We start from the raw sequence: 17,717 nt of genomic DNA on the forward strand, positions 1-17,717 counted from the left end.
TTATTTAAAAGCATAACTAAAGAACAACTTGTGTGGATTTTTGCTGATTCAGAATGCTAAAAAATAAAGTTGGTTGACTATCTTTTCGATAGGATTCTAACTATAAAAATTATCATTTAAGACAGTAAAAAAACTCAAAGTTAATTCATTACGAACATAATTTTTAGCGATTTTGCCAGATTAGATGAGCCAAGTTTAGAAGTCTCTTTAAAGGACTTCATAGCAAGATTAAACTGAAGAGTTTGATCATGGCTCAGATTGAACGCTGGCGGCAGGCTTAACACATGCAAGTCGAGCGGAAACGATGATAGCTTGCTATCAGGCGTCGAGCGGCGGACGGGTGAGTAATACTTAGGAATCTACCTAGTAGTGGGGGATAGCACGGGGAAACTCGTATTAATACCGCATACGACCTACGGGAGAAAGGGGGCAGTTTACTGCTCTCGCTATTAGATGAGCCTAAGTCGGATTAGCTAGATGGTGGGGTAAAGGCCTACCATGGCGACGATCTGTAGCTGGTCTGAGAGGATGATCAGCCACACCGGGACTGAGACACGGCCCGGACTCCTACGGGAGGCAGCAGTGGGGAATATTGGACAATGGGGGAAACCCTGATCCAGCCATGCCGCGTGTGTGAAGAAGGCCTTTTGGTTGTAAAGCACTTTAAGCAGTGAAGAAGACTCTTCGGTTAATACCCGGAGACGATGACATTAGCTGCAGAATAAGCACCGGCTAACTCTGTGCCAGCAGCCGCGGTAATACAGAGGGTGCAAGCGTTAATCGGAATTACTGGGCGTAAAGGGAGCGTAGGTGGCTCGATAAGTCAGATGTGAAATCCCCGGGCTCAACCTGGGAACTGCATCTGATACTGTTGAGCTAGAGTATGTGAGAGGAAGGTAGAATTCCAGGTGTAGCGGTGAAATGCGTAGAGATCTGGAGGAATACCGATGGCGAAGGCAGCCTTCTGGCATAATACTGACACTGAGGCTCGAAAGCGTGGGTAGCAAACAGGATTAGATACCCTGGTAGTCCACGCCGTAAACGATGTCTACTAGTCGTTGGGTCCCTTGAGGACTTAGTGACGCAGCTAACGCAATAAGTAGACCGCCTGGGGAGTACGGCCGCAAGGTTAAAACTCAAATGAATTGACGGGGGCCCGCACAAGCGGTGGAGCATGTGGTTTAATTCGATGCAACGCGAAGAACCTTACCTGGTCTTGACATATCTAGAATCCTGCAGAGATGCGGGAGTGCCTTCGGGAATTAGAATACAGGTGCTGCATGGCTGTCGTCAGCTCGTGTCGTGAGATGTTGGGTTAAGTCCCGCAACGAGCGCAACCCTTGTCCTTAGTTACCAGCGGGTTAAGCCGGGAACTCTAAGGATACTGCCAGTGACAAACTGGAGGAAGGCGGGGACGACGTCAAGTCATCATGGCCCTTACGACCAGGGCTACACACGTGCTACAATGGTAGGTACAGAGGGCAGCTACACAGCGATGTGATGCGAATCTCAAAAAGCCTATCGTAGTCCAGATTGGAGTCTGCAACTCGACTCCATGAAGTAGGAATCGCTAGTAATCGCGGATCAGAATGCCGCGGTGAATACGTTCCCGGGCCTTGTACACACCGCCCGTCACACCATGGGAGTTGATTGCACCAGAAGTGGATAGCTTAACCTTCGGGGGAGCGTTCACCACGGTGTGGTTGATGACTGGGGTGAAGTCGTAACAAGGTAGCCGTAGGGGAACCTGCGGCTGGATCACCTCCTTATAGATGGCATTCGGTCAGCAAGAATTCACAACAAGTTGTTCTTTAGTTTAAGCTAGTTTATTAGCTAGAGGTATATGCCTCGCACAGGCCTGTAGCTCAGCTGGTTAGAGCACCGTGTTGATAACGCGGGGGTCGGCAGTTCAAGTCTGCCCAGGCCTACCATTATTAGGGGCCATAGCTCAGTTGGTAGAGCGCCTGCCTTGCACGCAGGAGGTCAACGGTTCGACTCCGTTTGGCTCCACCACATAATAAACTATTCTTTAGATGCTAATAAATAAATAGGTATCAAATAGAAACAAGTGATTCGTCTTAACAAAGACAAGATTACTTCTTTCTGTTTTATACAGAATCTGTGACTCGACGAGAGCATAGAGACTATTTAAAAACATAGATATGAGTCTGGGTTAGGAACACGTGTTCACGCGTTGTTTCTAACCTTAATAACTCACTACTTAACGACATCAGTTGTTATCCCAGTGGTGAGTTATTAAAAAAGTAAAGAGAACTGAATCAAGCGTATAAAATTAGGTGATATCGTTATCATAATTAGACTTATATAGCACTTAGAAATCTAACTCCTATCTTTAGTAATAAAGGTTAGAGAAAGACTACTTGGGGTTGTATGGTCAAGTAATGAAGCGCACATGGTGGATGCCTTGGCAGTCAGAGGCGATGAAAGACGTGACAGCCTGCGATAAGCTTCGGGGAGGCGGCAATATCCTGTGATCCGGAGATTTCTGAATGGGGAAACCCACCTACCATAAGGTAGGTATCTTGTACTTGTACAAGAGGCAAACGAGGGGAAGTGAAACATCTCAGTACCCTTAGGAAAAGACATCAAATGAGATTCCCCAAGTAGCGGCGAGCGAACGGGGAGAAGCCGATTAATGCTAATGTAGAAGAACAGCGTGGGAAAGCTGACCGTAGTAGGTGATAGTCCTGTATTCGAAACATTAGCGTTAACATATTAAGTAGGGCGGGACACGAGAAATCCTGTTTGAAGATGGGGGGACCATCCTCCAAGGCTAAATACTCCTGACTGACCGATAGTGAACCAGTACCGTGAGGGAAAGGCGAAAAGAACCCCTGTGAGGGGAGTGAAATAGAACCTGAAACCGTGTGCGTACAAGCAGTGGGAGCCTTAATTTATTAGGGTGACCGCGTACCTTTTGTATAATGGGTCAGCGACTTATGTTCTGTAGCAAGGTTAACCGTTTAGGGGAGCCGTAGGGAAACCGAGTCTTAATAGGGCGTTTAGTTGCAGGGCATAGACCCGAAACCGAGTGATCTATCCATGAGCAGGTTGAAAGTGCCGTAACAGGCACCGGAGGACCGAACCCACTATCGTTGAAAAGCTAGGGGATGACTTGTGGATAGGGGTGAAAGGCTAATCAAACTCGGTGATAGCTGGTTCTCCCCGAAAGCTATTTAGGTAGCGCCTCGGACGAACACCATTGGGGGTAGAGCACTGTTTCGGCTAGGGGGTCATACCGACTTACCAAACCGATGCAAACTCCGAATACCGATGAGTGATATCCGGGAGACACACAGTGGGTGCTAACGTCCATTGTGGAGAGGGAAACAACCCAGACCGCCAGCTAAGGCCCCAAATTCCTAGTTAAGTGGGAAACGAGGTGGGAAGGCATAGACAGCTAGGAGGTTGGCTTAGAAGCAGCCATCCTTTAAAGAAAGCGTAATAGCTCACTAGTCGAGTCGGCCCGCGCGGAAGATGTAACGGGGCTCAAACTAGGAGCCGAAGCTGCGGATTTGAATTTGTTTTCAAGTGGTAGGGGAGCGTTGTGTAAGCCTGTGAAGGTGTGTCGTAAGGCATGCTGGAGGTATCACAAGAGCGAATGCTGACGTGAGTAACGATAATGCGAGTGAAAAGCTCGCACGCCGGAAGATCAAGGGTTCCAGTCCAACGTTAATCGGGGCTGGGTGAGTCGACCCCTAAGGCGAGGCCGAAAGGCGTAGTCGATGGGAAATCGGTTAATATTCCGATACTTGTTTATAATGCGATGGAGGGACGGAGTAGGTTATGTCAGCCTGGCGTTGGTTGTCCAGGTGAAAGGATGTAGGCAGACAGTTTAGGCAAATCCGGACTGTCATTATGCTGAGATCTGATAGCAAGCTGTACTTGTACAGCGAAGTGGCAAATACCATGCTTCCAGGAAAAGCTTCTAAGCAATAGTTATAAACGAATCGTACCCTAAACCGACACAGGTGATCAGGTAGAGAATACCAAGGCGCTTGAGAGAACTCTGCTGAAGGAACTAGGCAAAATGGTACCGTAACTTCGGGAGAAGGTACGCTGCCGATGGTGATAGGACTTGCTCCTTGAGCTGTTGGCAGTCGCAGATACCAGGCTGCTGCAACTGTTTATTAAAAACACAGCACTCTGCAAACACGAAAGTGGACGTATAGGGTGTGATGTCTGCCCGGTGCTGGAAGGTTAATTGATGGGGTTAGCGTAAGCGAAGCTCTTGATCGAAGCCCCAGTAAACGGCGGCCGTAACTATAACGGTCCTAAGGTAGCGAAATTCCTTGTCGGGTAAGTTCCGACCTGCACGAATGACATAATGATGGCAGCGCTGTCTCCAGCAGAGACTCAGTGAAATCGAAATCGCAGTGAAGATGCTGTGTACCCGCGGCTAGACGGAAAGACCCCGTGAACCTTTACTACAGCTTTACATTGAACTTTGACCTGACTTGTGCAGGATAGGTGGGAGGCTTTGAAGCAGACACGCTAGTGTTTGTGGAGCCAATCTTGAAATACCACCCTGGTCATGTTGGGGTTCTAACTCAGGTATAACAATACCGAGGACAATGTATGGTGGGTAGTTTGACTGGGGCGGTCTCCTCCTAAAGAGTAACGGAGGAGTACGAAGGTGCGCTCAGACCGGTCGGAAATCGGTCGTAGAGTATAAAGGCAAAAGCGCGCTTAACTGCGAGACCCACAAGTCGAGCAGGTACGAAAGTAGGTCTTAGTGATCCGGTGGTTCTGTATGGAAGGGCCATCGCTCAACGGATAAAAGGTACTCTGGGGATAACAGGCTGATACCGCCCAAGAGTTCATATCGACGGCGGTGTTTGGCACCTCGATGTCGGCTCATCTCATCCTAGGGCTGAAGCAGGTCCTAAGGGTATGGCTGTTCGCCATTTAAAGAGGTACGCGAGCTGGGTTTAGAACGTCGTGAGACAGTTCGGTCCCTATCTACCGTGGGCGTTGGAAATTTGAGAGGATCTGCTCCTAGTACGAGAGGACCAGAGTGGACGAACCTCTGGTGTTCGGGTTGTCACGCCAGTGGCATTGCCCGGTAGCTACGTTCGGATGGGATAATCGCTGAAAGCATCTAAGCGAGAAGCCCACCTCAAGATTAGATTTCCCTAAAGAGCCGTTGAAGACTACGACGTTGATAGGCAGGGTGTGGAAGCACAGCGATGTGTGTAGCTAACCTGTACTAATTGCTCGTTTGGCTTGACCATACAACACCCAAGTGGTTTGTATGAAAGCTCTAATTAATCTATCTTGTATAGCCTAGGCTATAGAATATATATAATTTCGATATCACCTTTAACCTTGATTCAGTTAGGTTACAAGTTGGTCGACCAATAGATAATATCTTGACGTCAAAACAATAATAACAGACTCATATCTAACCCCCTTTGCTGACGACAATAGCACGATGGAACCACCTGATCCCTTCCCGAACTCAGAAGTGAAACATCGTCGCGCCAATGGTAGTGTGGTTCGCCCATGTGAGAGTAGGTCATCGTCAGCTCTCTATTCTGAAATATCCCCCGACTAGTTATCTAGGCGGGGGTTTTTCTTTGCCTGACGTTTTGGAAAAAAAGTTAATTTTGCTTTTGGATTTTAATAAAGTGCATAAAATAGGTTTTCTTGTTACATTGGATTTCTAGCTTTTAATAATATTAAATATTTAGAGTGTATTCAAAATGGATGACTATAAAAACCCTCAAGCTGGAAAAACATATATAAGCCCAAAACTAGATGCCTTTCGAGATTCTACTAAAAAAGTACGTATTGCTTCAAAACTAATTGAATCGCCAGATGCTTATACTTTCGTGAAGGTTAAAGATGAAGTCGTACTTCGCCACAAAGAGAATGCAAAGTCGTATATAACAGCGAAGTTTATTGAAGATTCAAGAGATGTTTTTGTACTAAATATACAGAAGTATACTGTTGGAACGGACAATCCGCATAGTCTAAGCTTTTCGTTTGTGAATGAAGAAATTGGCAAGCTTCTTGAGTTTATACATAATATACAATCAGTTAATTTAGACCGCTCATCACCAATGAACATCAAAGATGAAGAGTTGAAAAAAATTATATTATCAGATAGTCAAGCTAAGAAGATAATTCAAGAAAATCATGAATTGTTTACTGAGGTACTTCGTTCGGAAGTCACAAAAGAAGATATTATTTCAGTAGGATTTCGAAAGAAGCAACTTGAGTGGTATGAAAAATTATTAAATGACTCAAAATGGTTTGAAGAAATTAAAGACAGAAAAAAAACAACCAATGAAGGACTTTGGCAGTATTACTTCGAGAAAAATCCTTGGATATTCGGTTATGGCCTTGGCTATATTTTCATAGAAGGACTAGACGACAAAAAACTAGAACAGGTAGTGCAAGGTCACAACGTAAATAGTCATGGTAAGCGTGTTGATGCTCTTATGAAGACCAAAGGTATTATATCAAACCTTTGCTTTGTAGAGATAAAAACGCATACAACTCAATTGCTTGACTCTAAGCCATATAGAACTGGTTGTTGGGCACCTTCAAAAGAGTTGGCTGGTGCAATCGCTCAAGTACAAGGAACGGTAGCTTCTGCTGTCGATAGTCTCACTAACAAGGTTAGTCTAAACGATAAGTTAGGTAATCCAAAAGGTGAAGATATATATAATTATCAGCCGAAAGCTTATCTCGTGATTGGAAATATGGGAGAGTTCTTGACTGAGAATGGAATAAATAAAGATAAACTTAGATCATTCGAGCTTTTTAGAAAAAATATATCAAGCCCAGAAATAATTACTTTTGATGAGTTATATGAACGTGCTAGATTCATTGTGCTTCATAATCAAAATCAGCAGGGTGCTGCAAGCGAATAACCTTTTTTTTAATTCTGATGTAAGTGAATTTTTTTCGTATGAACTTATCGCTACAATAACCATCAAAGAGAACCCTATGACAACTTCAAAAGTAACTTATCAAGGCGATTTACGCACCCAAGCCATCCATCCACAGTCGAATAATCAAATCATTACCGATGCACCGACTGACAATCAAGGTAAGGGCGAAGCTTTTTCACCGACTGATTTATTGGCGACCAGCTTAGCCAGTTGTATGCTCACTATTATTGGTATCAAAGCTCGTGATATGGAAATCGATATTGTAGGGACGACCGCTGAAGTAATGAAAGTAATGGTAGCTGACCCAAGACGTGTCAGTGAAGTACATATCGCTATTACTTTTAATAAAGAGTTGGATGATAAGACGCAAAAGATATTCTATAACACTGCGCTGACTTGTCCGGTTGCGAAAAGTATTCATCCTGATATTATGCAAAAGGTGACTATTAATTCTAAGAGCTATTGATTCCAAGAACTACTAATTCAAAAACCTAGTAACCTCTATAATGGTGATTAATATGGCTAGCAAAACCTTGCTTATCGTCGCTCATGCGCCATCGCCTAATACCAAAAAATTGGCACAAGCGGCTTATGATGGTGCCAATCATCCCGATATAGATATCAATGTCATATTGAAGTCACCACAAGATACCCAGCCTGAAGATGTGCTGGCGGCAGATGCGCTACTACTAGGGACGACTGAGAACTTGGCTTATATGGCAGGGCTGACCAAAGACTTTTTTGATCGCTGTTATTATCCGGTGTTAGAGAAGAAACAGGGTATGCCATTTGCGTTATATATTCGTGCAGGACATGATGGTACGGGCACCAAACTTGCGATGAAGACGATTACCACTGGACTGCGTTGGGAATGGATTCAAGAAGCGCTGATTTTACAAGGCGATTGGCAAGAGGCATTTACTGAGCAAGTTAAAGAGCTTGCGATGACGCTGGCAGCTGGAGTAGAGGCGGGTATTTACTAGTTTTTTTAATGCTTTGCTTGTCGCCATTATTCCTATCAAAGCTGTGATAACTAAGGTATATAAGGATATTAGCAGTGTTTAATAATGATTTAGATAATAGCCAATCTATTGCTCCTGTTGGTATGCCGTTTTCTCAAGCGTGTGAAAACAATAAGCAGCCGATTTTGGAAATTTTACAGCAAGAGTTGCAAAACTTTACTCATGTATTAGAAGTCGGTTCAGGGACAGGTCAGCATAGTGTATATTTCGCACCGAGATTAGCGCGTTTAACATGGCAGACCAGTGATGTGTCAGCGCATCATGCCACTATCAGTGCTTGGCATACCGCTTATCCTGTGCCCAATTTATATGCACCACTGGCTTTTGATTTGCCAGTGGATTCATTACCGATGAGTCTTGCTAGCAATCAGCCCTATGATGCGGTATTTACCGCCAACACCCTGCATATCATTTCATGGTTGTTGGTGGAAAAGTTGTTTAAGTTAGTAGGTGAGGCTTTACCTATTAATGGAAAGTTAATCGTATATGGACCATTTAATGAAAACGGACATTATACCAGCGCGGGTAATCAGCAGTTTGATAGTAGTCTCAGACAACGCGATCCAAAGAGCGGCATTCGTCATTTAGAAGACATAATAGCTTTGGCAAAGACATATCATCTAAACCTATCTGATAAATATGCGATGCCCGCTAATAACCAGCTATTGGTATTTCAAAAAATTAGATAATGAAGCTTTGGCATAAAAAGACCTCTTAATCGATCGTTATAAGATCTTGATTGAGAAGTCTTTTTTTTATATCTATAATTGATCCCAAATAAAAAAGATGCGTTATATTGCAACGCGGAACAGGTACAAAGATTTCTGGCGTGCTGTGCCTACGCCGATAGAGCCTACGAAAAATTTATTCCCATTCCGCTGTATCGTTTTAATACTGAATTTACTGTATTTAAATTATATACAGTCAAATTATTTATAGGCTTCTGCTAAAAAATCTAAATAACGTTTCCAAGAACGCTCATCAGCACGGGCATCATATCTATCACTGCCAAACACACTAAAGGCATGTGGCGCACCACTATAGGTTAGCATCTCATGTCGCACTTTTGCCGCTTCTAACGTCTTACCCAAAGTGGCAAAGCTTTCAAGGGAGACGGATTCATCCGCAGAACCATGAAATACCAATATCTCGCCAGTCGTCTTATCATAACTTTGACCTATTGGGGTATCAAAGGCACCATGGAAAGGGACAAACGCTTTTTGTGGGAATCCTGAGCGTGCTAACTCTAAAGCAACTGTACCACCAAAACAATAGCCCATCGTTATACCTGTGCGTGCATCATTGCCTTGCGCTTGACCGGCGTTCAATGCGCCTTGAAGTAAGCGGCGCATTTTGCTGCGATCGTCATATAGTACACCGGTTAAGCGTTTATTGTCTTCAATAGTTGTCGGGCGGATACCTTGCCCAAACATATCAGCAGCCAGTACGTTATAGCCCTCACTTGCCAACATATCAGCGCGCTTGCGCTCATAATCGGTGAGCCCATCCCAATCATGAATCAGTAATATAAATGGCGCATTGGGTTTATCGGCTTTGGCGTAATAGCCCTCATAGGGTTGATTATCTACCGTATAAGTGACATTTTTAGTGGTAATCGCTGCCGCTGTTTGGCTAAGTAGTAGTGCTGTTAAGCCTACAGAGGCGCTGTACAATAATTTTTCGCCGTAGCGCTTAGATGATTTAATAGAAGTGAATGTGAATCTCATGGGTAGCCTCATTATATTAGTTAAAAAATGTCAGTGAAAAATAGCCTATTTCAAAACCGATCCACCCTTTTAACCCTAATGAGCAGACACCTTTTACAGGATAGCGTAAAGAATAACGACATAACAACGCTATATTGTTAAAAATAATAAGTGTTTCTATCGTTTATAGTTTTAACTAATGCCTGTTTTTCTTAACCAAATATCAACACGCTTAACCATATAGTTGACATACCTGAGCAAAATTTTTGAGTAAGATAATTGTTGAGCTCAGCATTGCTATCTTAAGAGTGCTTGAATCAGTTTTTATCTTTAACCGTGCTACAACACAGAAAATAAACGGACATTTGAAGTCGCCACTATCGCTACGGATATAAAAACTGTGTTAGCGCTTATTAAATGGTCTAGTTATAGTCCATTTTTACTCATCAGCTAGCTAGGATATTTTATGAATAAGAATATTGATCATACCGACCCCGCTAAAGACATGAATATGGAACGTGGCAATGGTGGTGAAACCCATCAACGTGCAGGTGATGACACCAAAGTACTCACCACCCAGCAAGGTGTGCCAATCTCGGACAATCAAAACTCACTCAAAGCAGGACCGCGCGGTCCAACGCTATTAGAGGATTTTGTCTTACGTGAAAAGATCCATCACTTTGACCATGAGCGTATTCCTGAGCGCATTGTGCATGCGCGTGGTAGTGCCGCACACGGTTATTTTGAGCTGACCGAATCATTAGAAGAATATACCACCGCTAAAATTTTGACTGAGACTGGCAAACAAACGCCACTATTTACGCGTTTTTCAACTGTTGCAGGTAGCAAAGGCTCAAAAGATACACCGCGTGATGTACGTGGCTTTTCAGTAAAAGTTTATACCGAAGAAGGCAACTGGGATTTGGTCGGTAATGACATGCCGATTTTCTTTATCCAAGATGCAATGAAATTCCCAGATCTTGTCCATGCAGTTAAACCTGAGCCGGATCGTGGTTTTCCGCAAGCGGCGTCCGCTCATGATACGTTTTGGGATTTTGTCTCATTAAGTCCTGAAACCATGCACAACGTCATTTGGTTGATGAGTGATCGCGGGATACCACGTAGCTTACGCATGATTGAAGGTTTTGGTATTCATAGTTATCGCCTAATTAATAAAGAAGGCAAAAGTACCTTTATGCGTTTCCACTGGAAACCAGTGCTTGGCGTACAATCAACGACATGGGATGAAGCGGTAAAAATCTCTGGTGCCGATCCTGATTATCATCGCCGCGATTTGTTTGAATCGATTAATAACGGTGATTTCCCTGAATGGGAATTTGGCGTGCAATTATTCACGGAAGAAGAAGCCAATGACTTTCCGTTCGACCATTTAGATGCGACTAAGCTGATTCCAGAAGAAATGGTGCCCGTTAAAATCGTTGGTAAAATGGTACTAAATCGTTATCCTGATAATTTCTTTGCTGAAACAGAGCAAGTGGCTTTCTGTCCATCGCATGTACCGCCGGGTATCGATTTTAGTAATGATCCCTTATTACAAGGTCGTCTGTTCAGCTACTTGGACACTCAGTTATCGCGCTTAGGCTCACCAAATTTTGCACAAATTCCAATCAATGCACCAAAATGTCCATTTGCTAATAATCAGCAAGATGGTCATATGCAGATGCAAGTGCCAAAAACGCGCGTGCTTTATGAGCCACAAAGTCTTGATCCTACCAGACCACGTGAGAGTGTGAAGAAAGGCTTTGCGTCTTTTGCTGAGACGCTAGATGATGGTGTTAAAGGTCGCGTGCGCGCTGAGAGCTTCGCGGATCATTATAGTCAGCCACGTATGTTCTATCGCAGCCAAACGACAGTTGAACAAGCACACATTGCCTCAGCCTATGCTTTTGAGCTAGGTAAAGTAGATACAGCGCATGTCCGTAGTCGTACGCTTAGTCATCTACGTAATATCGATGAAGATTTGGCAAGTCGCGTAGCAAAAGCGTTGGGTATGGAGCTGCCGGAAGCTGCTGAATCTGCCGCACCTATTCAAGATATGGAAATCTCTCCAGCCGTAAGAACGATTGGTCTGTCACCTAAGAGCTTAAAGGGTCGCATGATTGGTATTTTGGTAGCGGAAGGCTCAAAGCATAGTGAAATAGAGAAGTATGAGAAAGCAGCGCAAGCGCAAGGTGCTAGTGTCAAAATTATTGCACCGAATAAAGAAGTCAAATTGGACGATGATACCATCATACAAGCTGATGAGCGTGTAGCAGGGGGGCCATCCGTGATGTTTGATGCCGTGGTTAGTATCATCATGCCTGACCAAGCTAAGAAGTTGGCTAAAGACAGTGCTACGTTAGATTGGTTCACGGATGCTTATGTACACTGTAAAGCGATTTCTTATTGCGGGGCAACGGACGAGTTTATCTTAAGTAAACTACCGATTGAAAAAGATGCGTTCGTCACGCCACTATCTGATATAGACGTCTTTATTGAAAATGCCAAATCGCGCTTATGGGAACGTGAGCCAAAGGTTCGTGACTTAGCTTAATTTGGCTTAATATATTCGTATTTAAATCTCCAACAATGAACTCAGCCACTGTGCTGGGTTTTTTTATGAGAATTTTTTATTCTTCAGCCTAAATAGTTTTTAGTCACAAGCGTTCACTGAATATTACTTCTAAACCTTTATTGAACGTTATAATCATCAATCATATTGTTTAATAAAATCAGTAATAAGGCGTGAATAAGCAGGTTAAATGCAGCCTTTGCTTTCATATAATGAATTCAGTATTAAAACGATACAGTAGTACTGGGATAAATTTTACGCAGCCTCTGTCGGCTTAGGCACAGCAAGCCAGAAAAATTTATACCAGTACTGCCTTGGAATATAACGAATCTGTTTTATTTAGAATTAACTAGATATGGATATTTAAATGGCTAATATAAGCGTTATATTAGATAAAGGGATATTATGAGTTTAGTAGATATCGTTGCGATAGAGGGATATATTCAGACAACGTATATGGCGGTTTATCCTGACAAGTTATTATTGTTAGATTCAGGGTGTCGATGTGATGTCGATAAGATTTTAGCGTATATTACCGACACTCTGAAACGTCCAGTTGAGCAACTTAAGACAGTCATGGTCACACATATGCATCCCGATCATGCGGGCGGCGCTAAGCTGTTGCAGCAAAAAACCGGCTGTCAGATAGTTACCGCAATGTCCGAAAAGCCTTGGTACCATGGTGTTTTGGGTAGAATTGCCCATCTAAATGATTTGGGATTGACTTATTATGTCGCCAGTCGCCAAAATAAGTCTATGACCAACGTCTGGTACCACCCCATTTTAAAAGCGGATGTCACTGTTCAAGATGGTGACAGTGTGCCAAGTTTTGACGATTGGATCGTCTTGGAGACGCCAGGGCATACCGATCGGGACTTGTCTTTATGGCATCCGCAAAGCAAGCAGGCGTATACCGCCGATCTCATATTAATCATCAAAAATAGATTTGTCTCGCCTTATTTAATTACCTTACCTGACGCTTATCGCGCGTCATTGGACAAGGTAAAAGCACTGCAACCAGATACTTTATTACTGGCACATGATAAAAGAGTTAAGCTTAGCGATAAAGACTTCGAAAAATTGATAGAACGGGCACCGAACGCACCACGCAAAACAACCCTACAAAATGGTTTTAAGCTCATGCTTGCACAAGTTAAATTTGCTCGTAAAAGAGTAGATACCCCTTAATCAAATAATACAAACAAAAAAAGCCCAATCATTAAATGATTGGGCTTTTCGAATATGGTGGGCCGACCGCGACTCGAACGCGGGACCAATTGATTAAAAGTCAACTGCTCTACCAACTGAGCTATCGGCCCTGAGAAGCGTTAAAAAATTGTATGACAATTTTAGCTTCGCAAGATAAATTTCCTTAAAGAGAAATTTATTAAAACTAGACATCAAAAAGGATGTCTTTAAACTTATTACACTACTACCGGATAGAGTAGCATATATAATAAGGGTAATACTAAAGATGGTGGGCCGACCGCGACTCGAACGCGGGACCAATTGATTAAAAGTCAACTGCTCTACCAACTGAGCTATCGGCCCTGAAGAGTATAAAAAAGCACTGCTTTTTAACTCTACAAGAGAAAATTCTTTTAAGGAAATTTTCGGTAAGCTTAAAGTCTTTCTTTATTGACTACTCAATATCAAAAAAGGCATCAAACTCGTTTCACATTTAGATAATTTGTATCTCTAAACGTGAGAGCACATTATATATATAATTAAGACAAATACAACCCCGAATCAGCAAAAAAGTTAAAAATCTTAGATAATAATGCATAATTTTTAACTTTGACCCTTATTTGGCTATCGAGTCACCTATTATCGCGGATAGTTTGTTATTTTAAAAATGATGTTTGAAAATTTTTGCTTAATATCTTACTAATCTCTAGAGAGTGCTTCTACTGGATCCAATTTGGCGGCATTACGGGCAGGCAAGAATCCAAATACCACGCCAATAAGTGTCGAACAAACAAAGGCGGCAATAATGGAGGTCGAAGAATAAATGACTTTAAAACTATCACCACCAACACGGTTAATCAGCTCGCCAATAGCAAACGCCATACCAATACCTAATAGACCACCTAATATACAGACCAAAATGGCTTCAATCAAAAACTGCTGCATGATATCGCTTTGACGAGCACCGACTGCCATACGTACGCCAATCTCATTGGTGCGCTCGGTCACGGATACCAACATGATATTCATAACGCCAATACCGCCGACAATCAGCGAGATAATGGCGATAGAGGATATTAGCAAGGTCAATGCTGCCGTTGTAGACTCAATGGTTTGACGGATAGAGTCGGAGTTGCGTATGCGAAAATCATCGGTACCGTGACGGCTTGTCATCAGATCTGAGATGGCAGACTCAGCGGCAGAAGAGGAGATGTTATTATCAATCAGCGCAATAAAACTCTCGATATAGGCGCTGCCTATGAGCCGTGACATCATAGTGGTATAGGGCATATATAAAGTAGGGGTGTCGACGCTTCTACTAAACCCGCCTTCGTTTGGCTTCAGTACCCCGATCACGCGTCCAGGAACACTCCCTATTAATAGTACCTCACCGATAGGGTTTGCTATAGTAGGAAAGAAGGTTTTATGTGCATTGCTGTCGATAATAATATCTTGGGTGCGGCGTAAGATGCTTTGTTCATCAAAGCCTTGACCCATTGCCAATGTTTCACCACTGACATCGAGATAATCTTTACCTACTCCGCTGATACTGGCGGCTTCTTGGACATTACGATAGCGGACGCTCATATTGCTATTCAGCTGTGGACTGACACTAAGTACATAAGGCTGATCTGCAACCGCTTGGGCATCCTGTGGGGTCAAGTTATCATCATTATACTGACGTCTAGGATCGCCGTAAGGGTAGCCGTCGGTGACTGTGATGGTATTGGTACCTAGTGAGCTGATATTGGATAATATCTGCTCTTGTGAGCCTTTACCGAGCCCGACAACCGACACCACAGAGGCGATACCAATGATGATACCTAGCATTGTCAGCAGAGTACGCATTTTGTGCGCACGCATAGCAAGTAAAGACATTTTAAACGATTCAAGCAAGCGGTCGATAAAGCTGCCAAAAGCACTTTTACGGTGTTTGTCTATTATCGACGCAGGTTGTGCTGCTGGACGCTGATAGTCTTCGTTTTTATAATCGGCAATGATATAACCGTCTTTGATTTCAATCACGCGTTCAGCTTGAGCAGCAAGACTGGGGTCATGCGTTACCATAATAATGGTATGACCTTGCGCATTTAAGTCTTTTAAAATTTGTACGACATCTTTGCCTGAATTGCTATCTAGCGCGCCTGTCGGCTCATCCGCTAAGATAATATCACCGCCGTTCATCAATGCCCTTGCGATGGACACACGCTGCTGCTGACCACCCGATAACTGGCTTGGGCGATTATTGACTTTGTCCGCCAGTCCCAAGTCTGATAAGAGCTTTTCGGCACGCTCATTGCGCGCTTGACCATCCATCCCTGCATAGACAGCAGGCACAGAGACATTGTCACGGGCACTGATGTCACCCAATAGATGGTAACGCTGAAAAATAAAACCAAAATGTTCACGGCGCAGTTTTGCCAGCTCATCAGGGACTAAACGATTCACGGATTGACCAAATACTTGATAATCGCCGGCAGTCGCTTGATCCAAGCAGCCCAAAATATTCATCAAGGTTGATTTGCCTGAGCCTGATTGTCCAATAATAGCCACCATCTCGCCTTGATGGATGGTTAGATTGATATCGTGCAATACACGAATGGTCTGCTCGCCGGCTTTAAACTCTCTAATCAAGCCTTTGACTTGCATCAAAGGCTTATCAGTAACGGCGTTAGCATAAAGATCTTGGCTGCTCATTTACTATCCTGCTTATCTTAATCAATATCAAAGCTGATTTGTCGCTAATTTAAATTCATTTAAATCTTGTTCTATCTGATTCTGGAGTTAGGGCTAAAATGGTCGGCCGCCTCTGCCACCACTGCCTTTGCTGCCACTATCTGGTCCCTCTTCGCTTAAGATAACCTCGTCACCCTTCTTAAGACCGCTCAATATCTCCGCATTGACGCGGTTATTGATACCGACTTTGACAGTTTGTTCAACCACTGTGCCATCAGCTTTAAGAACGCGTACATTTGCCATAGTCGCCGTAGAATCACTGTCAGCATTCGCCGTAGTATTCTTAGTAGTCAGATTTTTTGAATTTTTAGATTTTCCAGTTTTACTGGCAGGTTGCAGTGCGGCAGAAGGGATAAGCAGCGCGTCTTTTGCTTGGTTAATGACAATATAAACTTGCGCGGTCATATCGATACGAAAGCGGCGCTCGGTATTGGGCACTTCGATATAACCAACGTAATAAATGGCGGCATCGGTCGAGCTGGTATCACTGATTTTCTCAGGAGCCGGTTCAATCGCTTTAAGGATCGAATCATATTTTTGGTCGGGATTACCGATGATATTAAAATAAACAGGCAAGCCCGCTTTGACATTAATGACATCAGCTTCAGAGATTTGGGCATTGATGCGTACGGTAGATAAATCAGCTAAGGTCACAATGGTCGGTGCACTTTGATTGGCATTGACCGTCGTCCCTTGCTCAGTCGTTACCGATACTACAGTACCTGACATCGGCGCGCGAATGGTGGTGTAGCTTAAATCTTCTTGCGCGGTGCTGACGTTGGTTTGAGATTTACGTAACGCCGCCTGCTGGCTGTTAATATTCGCTGCAGTAGTGGCAATAGCGGCTTTAGCAGTATCGATAGAGGCACGCGCATTGGCGACTGCTGCCTGCGCAGTTTGTACCTTTGTCCCTTGAGTATCATAATCCTGCTGTGATATCGCGTCGATAGCGAGTAAGCCTTGCAAGCGTGAAAAATCTGCTTGCGCTTGTCTTAACTCAGCTTGGCGGCTGGCAAGATCTGCCTGCGCACTTTTTAAACCTGCTTGACGACTTAATGATTCAGCTCGTGCACTTTGTAGCGCCGCTTCACTTTGCTCAAGGCTTGCTTGCTCATTGCTCAGGCTGTTCTTCTGCGTTACTTGGTCAATCTGCGCAATCAAATCGCCTTTTTGCACTTCATCACCGACTTCAACGAATAGTCGCGTCACTTCACCAGATACTTGCGCACCAACATCGACGGTATTTAAAGCCTTAACTTTACCCGATGCCATAACGTTATTTTCGATATCGCCAATCTCAGCAGTCGCCGTTAGATAGTTGGGTGTTACTTCTTTTGGTTTTAAGGTTTTGTAGGCTAAAACCCCTAAAGCGATAATGACGAGGGCAATAATGCCCCATTTAATAGCAGAGTTTTTGCTAATTTTGCGCATGACGACAATCCAATAACAAGAAAATCAAATGTAACTATAATAGAGGCTCGACGGACAAAAGGGAATGGGAGTTAGTTTGCGAAAGGTTAAGAAGAAATATTGAGGCAGGTTTTGCAGAGGAGATTTGGATTTAAGCAGT

At 43.6% G+C, this 17,717-nt stretch carries 9 protein-coding genes, 4 tRNA genes and 3 rRNA genes; 11 read left to right on the forward strand and 5 right to left on the reverse strand.

The window, feature by feature from the left end; translation table 11 throughout:
- Positions 1-230: 230 nt before the first annotated feature.
- The 9 genes from H0262_RS10240 (at position 231) to H0262_RS10280 (ending at position 8,634) form a co-directional block, all read left to right on the forward strand.
- Positions 231-1,769: ribosomal RNA gene (locus H0262_RS10240) — 16S ribosomal RNA — on the forward strand.
- A gap of 85 nt (positions 1,770-1,854) precedes the next feature.
- Positions 1,855-1,931 (forward strand) — tRNA-Ile (locus H0262_RS10245).
- Positions 1,932-1,937: 6 nt separating this feature from the next.
- Positions 1,938-2,013 (forward strand) — tRNA-Ala (locus H0262_RS10250).
- 380 nt (positions 2,014-2,393) lie between these two features.
- A 23S ribosomal RNA gene (locus tag H0262_RS10255) occupies positions 2,394-5,255 on the forward strand.
- A gap of 182 nt (positions 5,256-5,437) precedes the next feature.
- Positions 5,438-5,551, forward strand: a 5S ribosomal RNA gene (rrf, locus tag H0262_RS10260).
- Together the 16S, 23S and 5S rRNA genes with 2 tRNA genes alongside form the textbook arrangement of a ribosomal RNA operon.
- 175 nt (positions 5,552-5,726) lie before the next feature.
- Positions 5,727-6,902, forward strand: coding sequence for a Shedu immune nuclease family protein (locus H0262_RS10265; RefSeq protein ID WP_181210682.1), 1,176 nt, complete (start codon positions 5,727-5,729; stop codon positions 6,900-6,902).
- 76 nt (positions 6,903-6,978) lie between these two features.
- Positions 6,979-7,389 (forward strand): OsmC family protein, encoded by a 411-nt coding sequence (locus tag H0262_RS10270; RefSeq protein ID WP_181210683.1) that lies wholly within the window; start codon positions 6,979-6,981, stop codon positions 7,387-7,389.
- Positions 7,390-7,441: 52 nt separating this feature from the next.
- Positions 7,442-7,906 (forward strand): flavodoxin family protein, encoded by a 465-nt coding sequence (locus H0262_RS10275; RefSeq protein ID WP_181210684.1) that lies wholly within the window; start codon positions 7,442-7,444, stop codon positions 7,904-7,906.
- A 74-nt stretch (positions 7,907-7,980) separates the two neighbouring features.
- Positions 7,981-8,634 (forward strand): DUF938 domain-containing protein, encoded by a 654-nt coding sequence (locus tag H0262_RS10280; RefSeq protein ID WP_409033827.1) that lies wholly within the window; start codon positions 7,981-7,983, stop codon positions 8,632-8,634.
- A 240-nt stretch (positions 8,635-8,874) separates the two neighbouring features.
- On the opposite strand, the gene H0262_RS10285 is transcribed toward H0262_RS10280, so the two are convergent.
- Positions 8,875-9,672, reverse strand: a complete 798-nt coding sequence (locus tag H0262_RS10285; RefSeq protein WP_181210685.1) for a dienelactone hydrolase family protein — start codon at positions 9,670-9,672, stop codon at positions 8,875-8,877.
- A gap of 445 nt (positions 9,673-10,117) precedes the next feature.
- Here H0262_RS10285 and H0262_RS10290 point away from each other — a divergent pair, with 445 nt between their 5' ends.
- Both H0262_RS10290 and H0262_RS10295 read left to right on the forward strand, forming a co-directional pair.
- The gene (locus H0262_RS10290) at positions 10,118-12,205 is read left to right on the forward strand and encodes a catalase (RefSeq protein WP_181210686.1); all 2,088 of its coding nucleotides are present in this window, start codon (positions 10,118-10,120) and stop codon (positions 12,203-12,205) included.
- 423 nt (positions 12,206-12,628) lie between these two features.
- Entirely contained in the window at positions 12,629-13,411 is a 783-nt protein-coding gene (locus tag H0262_RS10295) for an MBL fold metallo-hydrolase (protein ID WP_181210687.1), read from the forward strand.
- A gap of 55 nt (positions 13,412-13,466) precedes the next feature.
- Here the strand turns inward: H0262_RS10295 and H0262_RS10300 are convergent.
- From H0262_RS10300 to H0262_RS10315, 4 genes are all read right to left on the reverse strand, one after another.
- A tRNA-Lys gene (locus tag H0262_RS10300) sits at positions 13,467-13,542 on the reverse strand.
- A 156-nt stretch (positions 13,543-13,698) separates the two neighbouring features.
- A tRNA-Lys gene (locus H0262_RS10305) sits at positions 13,699-13,774 on the reverse strand.
- A gap of 336 nt (positions 13,775-14,110) precedes the next feature.
- Positions 14,111-16,108: a MacB family efflux pump subunit gene (locus tag H0262_RS10310; protein ID WP_181210688.1), complete on the reverse strand. Its 1,998-nt coding sequence runs from the start codon at positions 16,106-16,108 to the stop codon at positions 14,111-14,113.
- Positions 16,109-16,201: 93 nt separating this feature from the next.
- Positions 16,202-17,578, reverse strand: a complete 1,377-nt coding sequence (locus H0262_RS10315; protein ID WP_181210689.1) for an efflux RND transporter periplasmic adaptor subunit — start codon at positions 17,576-17,578, stop codon at positions 16,202-16,204.
- Positions 17,579-17,717 lie beyond the last annotated feature (139 nt).

Origin of the sequence: Psychrobacter sp. D2, assembly GCF_013608135.1 — a bacterium.
Taxonomy (GTDB): Bacteria; Pseudomonadota; Gammaproteobacteria; order Pseudomonadales; family Moraxellaceae; genus Psychrobacter; species Psychrobacter cryohalolentis.

Excerpts from the sequence above, each read along its gene's own strand:
- H0262_RS10310 (WP_181210688.1), bottom strand. The coding sequence starts at position 16,108 with ATGAGCAGCCAAGATCTTTATGCTAACGCCGTTACTGATAAGCCTTTG.
- H0262_RS10270 (WP_181210683.1), top strand. The coding sequence starts at position 6,979 with ATGACAACTTCAAAAGTAACTTATCAAGGCGATTTACGCACCCAAGCC.
- H0262_RS10275 (WP_181210684.1), top strand. The coding sequence starts at position 7,442 with ATGGCTAGCAAAACCTTGCTTATCGTCGCTCATGCGCCATCGCCTAAT.
- H0262_RS10315 (WP_181210689.1), bottom strand. The coding sequence starts at position 17,578 with ATGCGCAAAATTAGCAAAAACTCTGCTATTAAATGGGGCATTATTGCC.
- H0262_RS10285 (WP_181210685.1), bottom strand. The coding sequence starts at position 9,672 with ATGAGATTCACATTCACTTCTATTAAATCATCTAAGCGCTACGGCGAA.
- H0262_RS10295 (WP_181210687.1), top strand. The coding sequence starts at position 12,629 with ATGAGTTTAGTAGATATCGTTGCGATAGAGGGATATATTCAGACAACG.
- H0262_RS10290 (WP_181210686.1), top strand. The coding sequence starts at position 10,118 with ATGAATAAGAATATTGATCATACCGACCCCGCTAAAGACATGAATATG.
- H0262_RS10265 (WP_181210682.1), top strand. The coding sequence starts at position 5,727 with ATGGATGACTATAAAAACCCTCAAGCTGGAAAAACATATATAAGCCCA.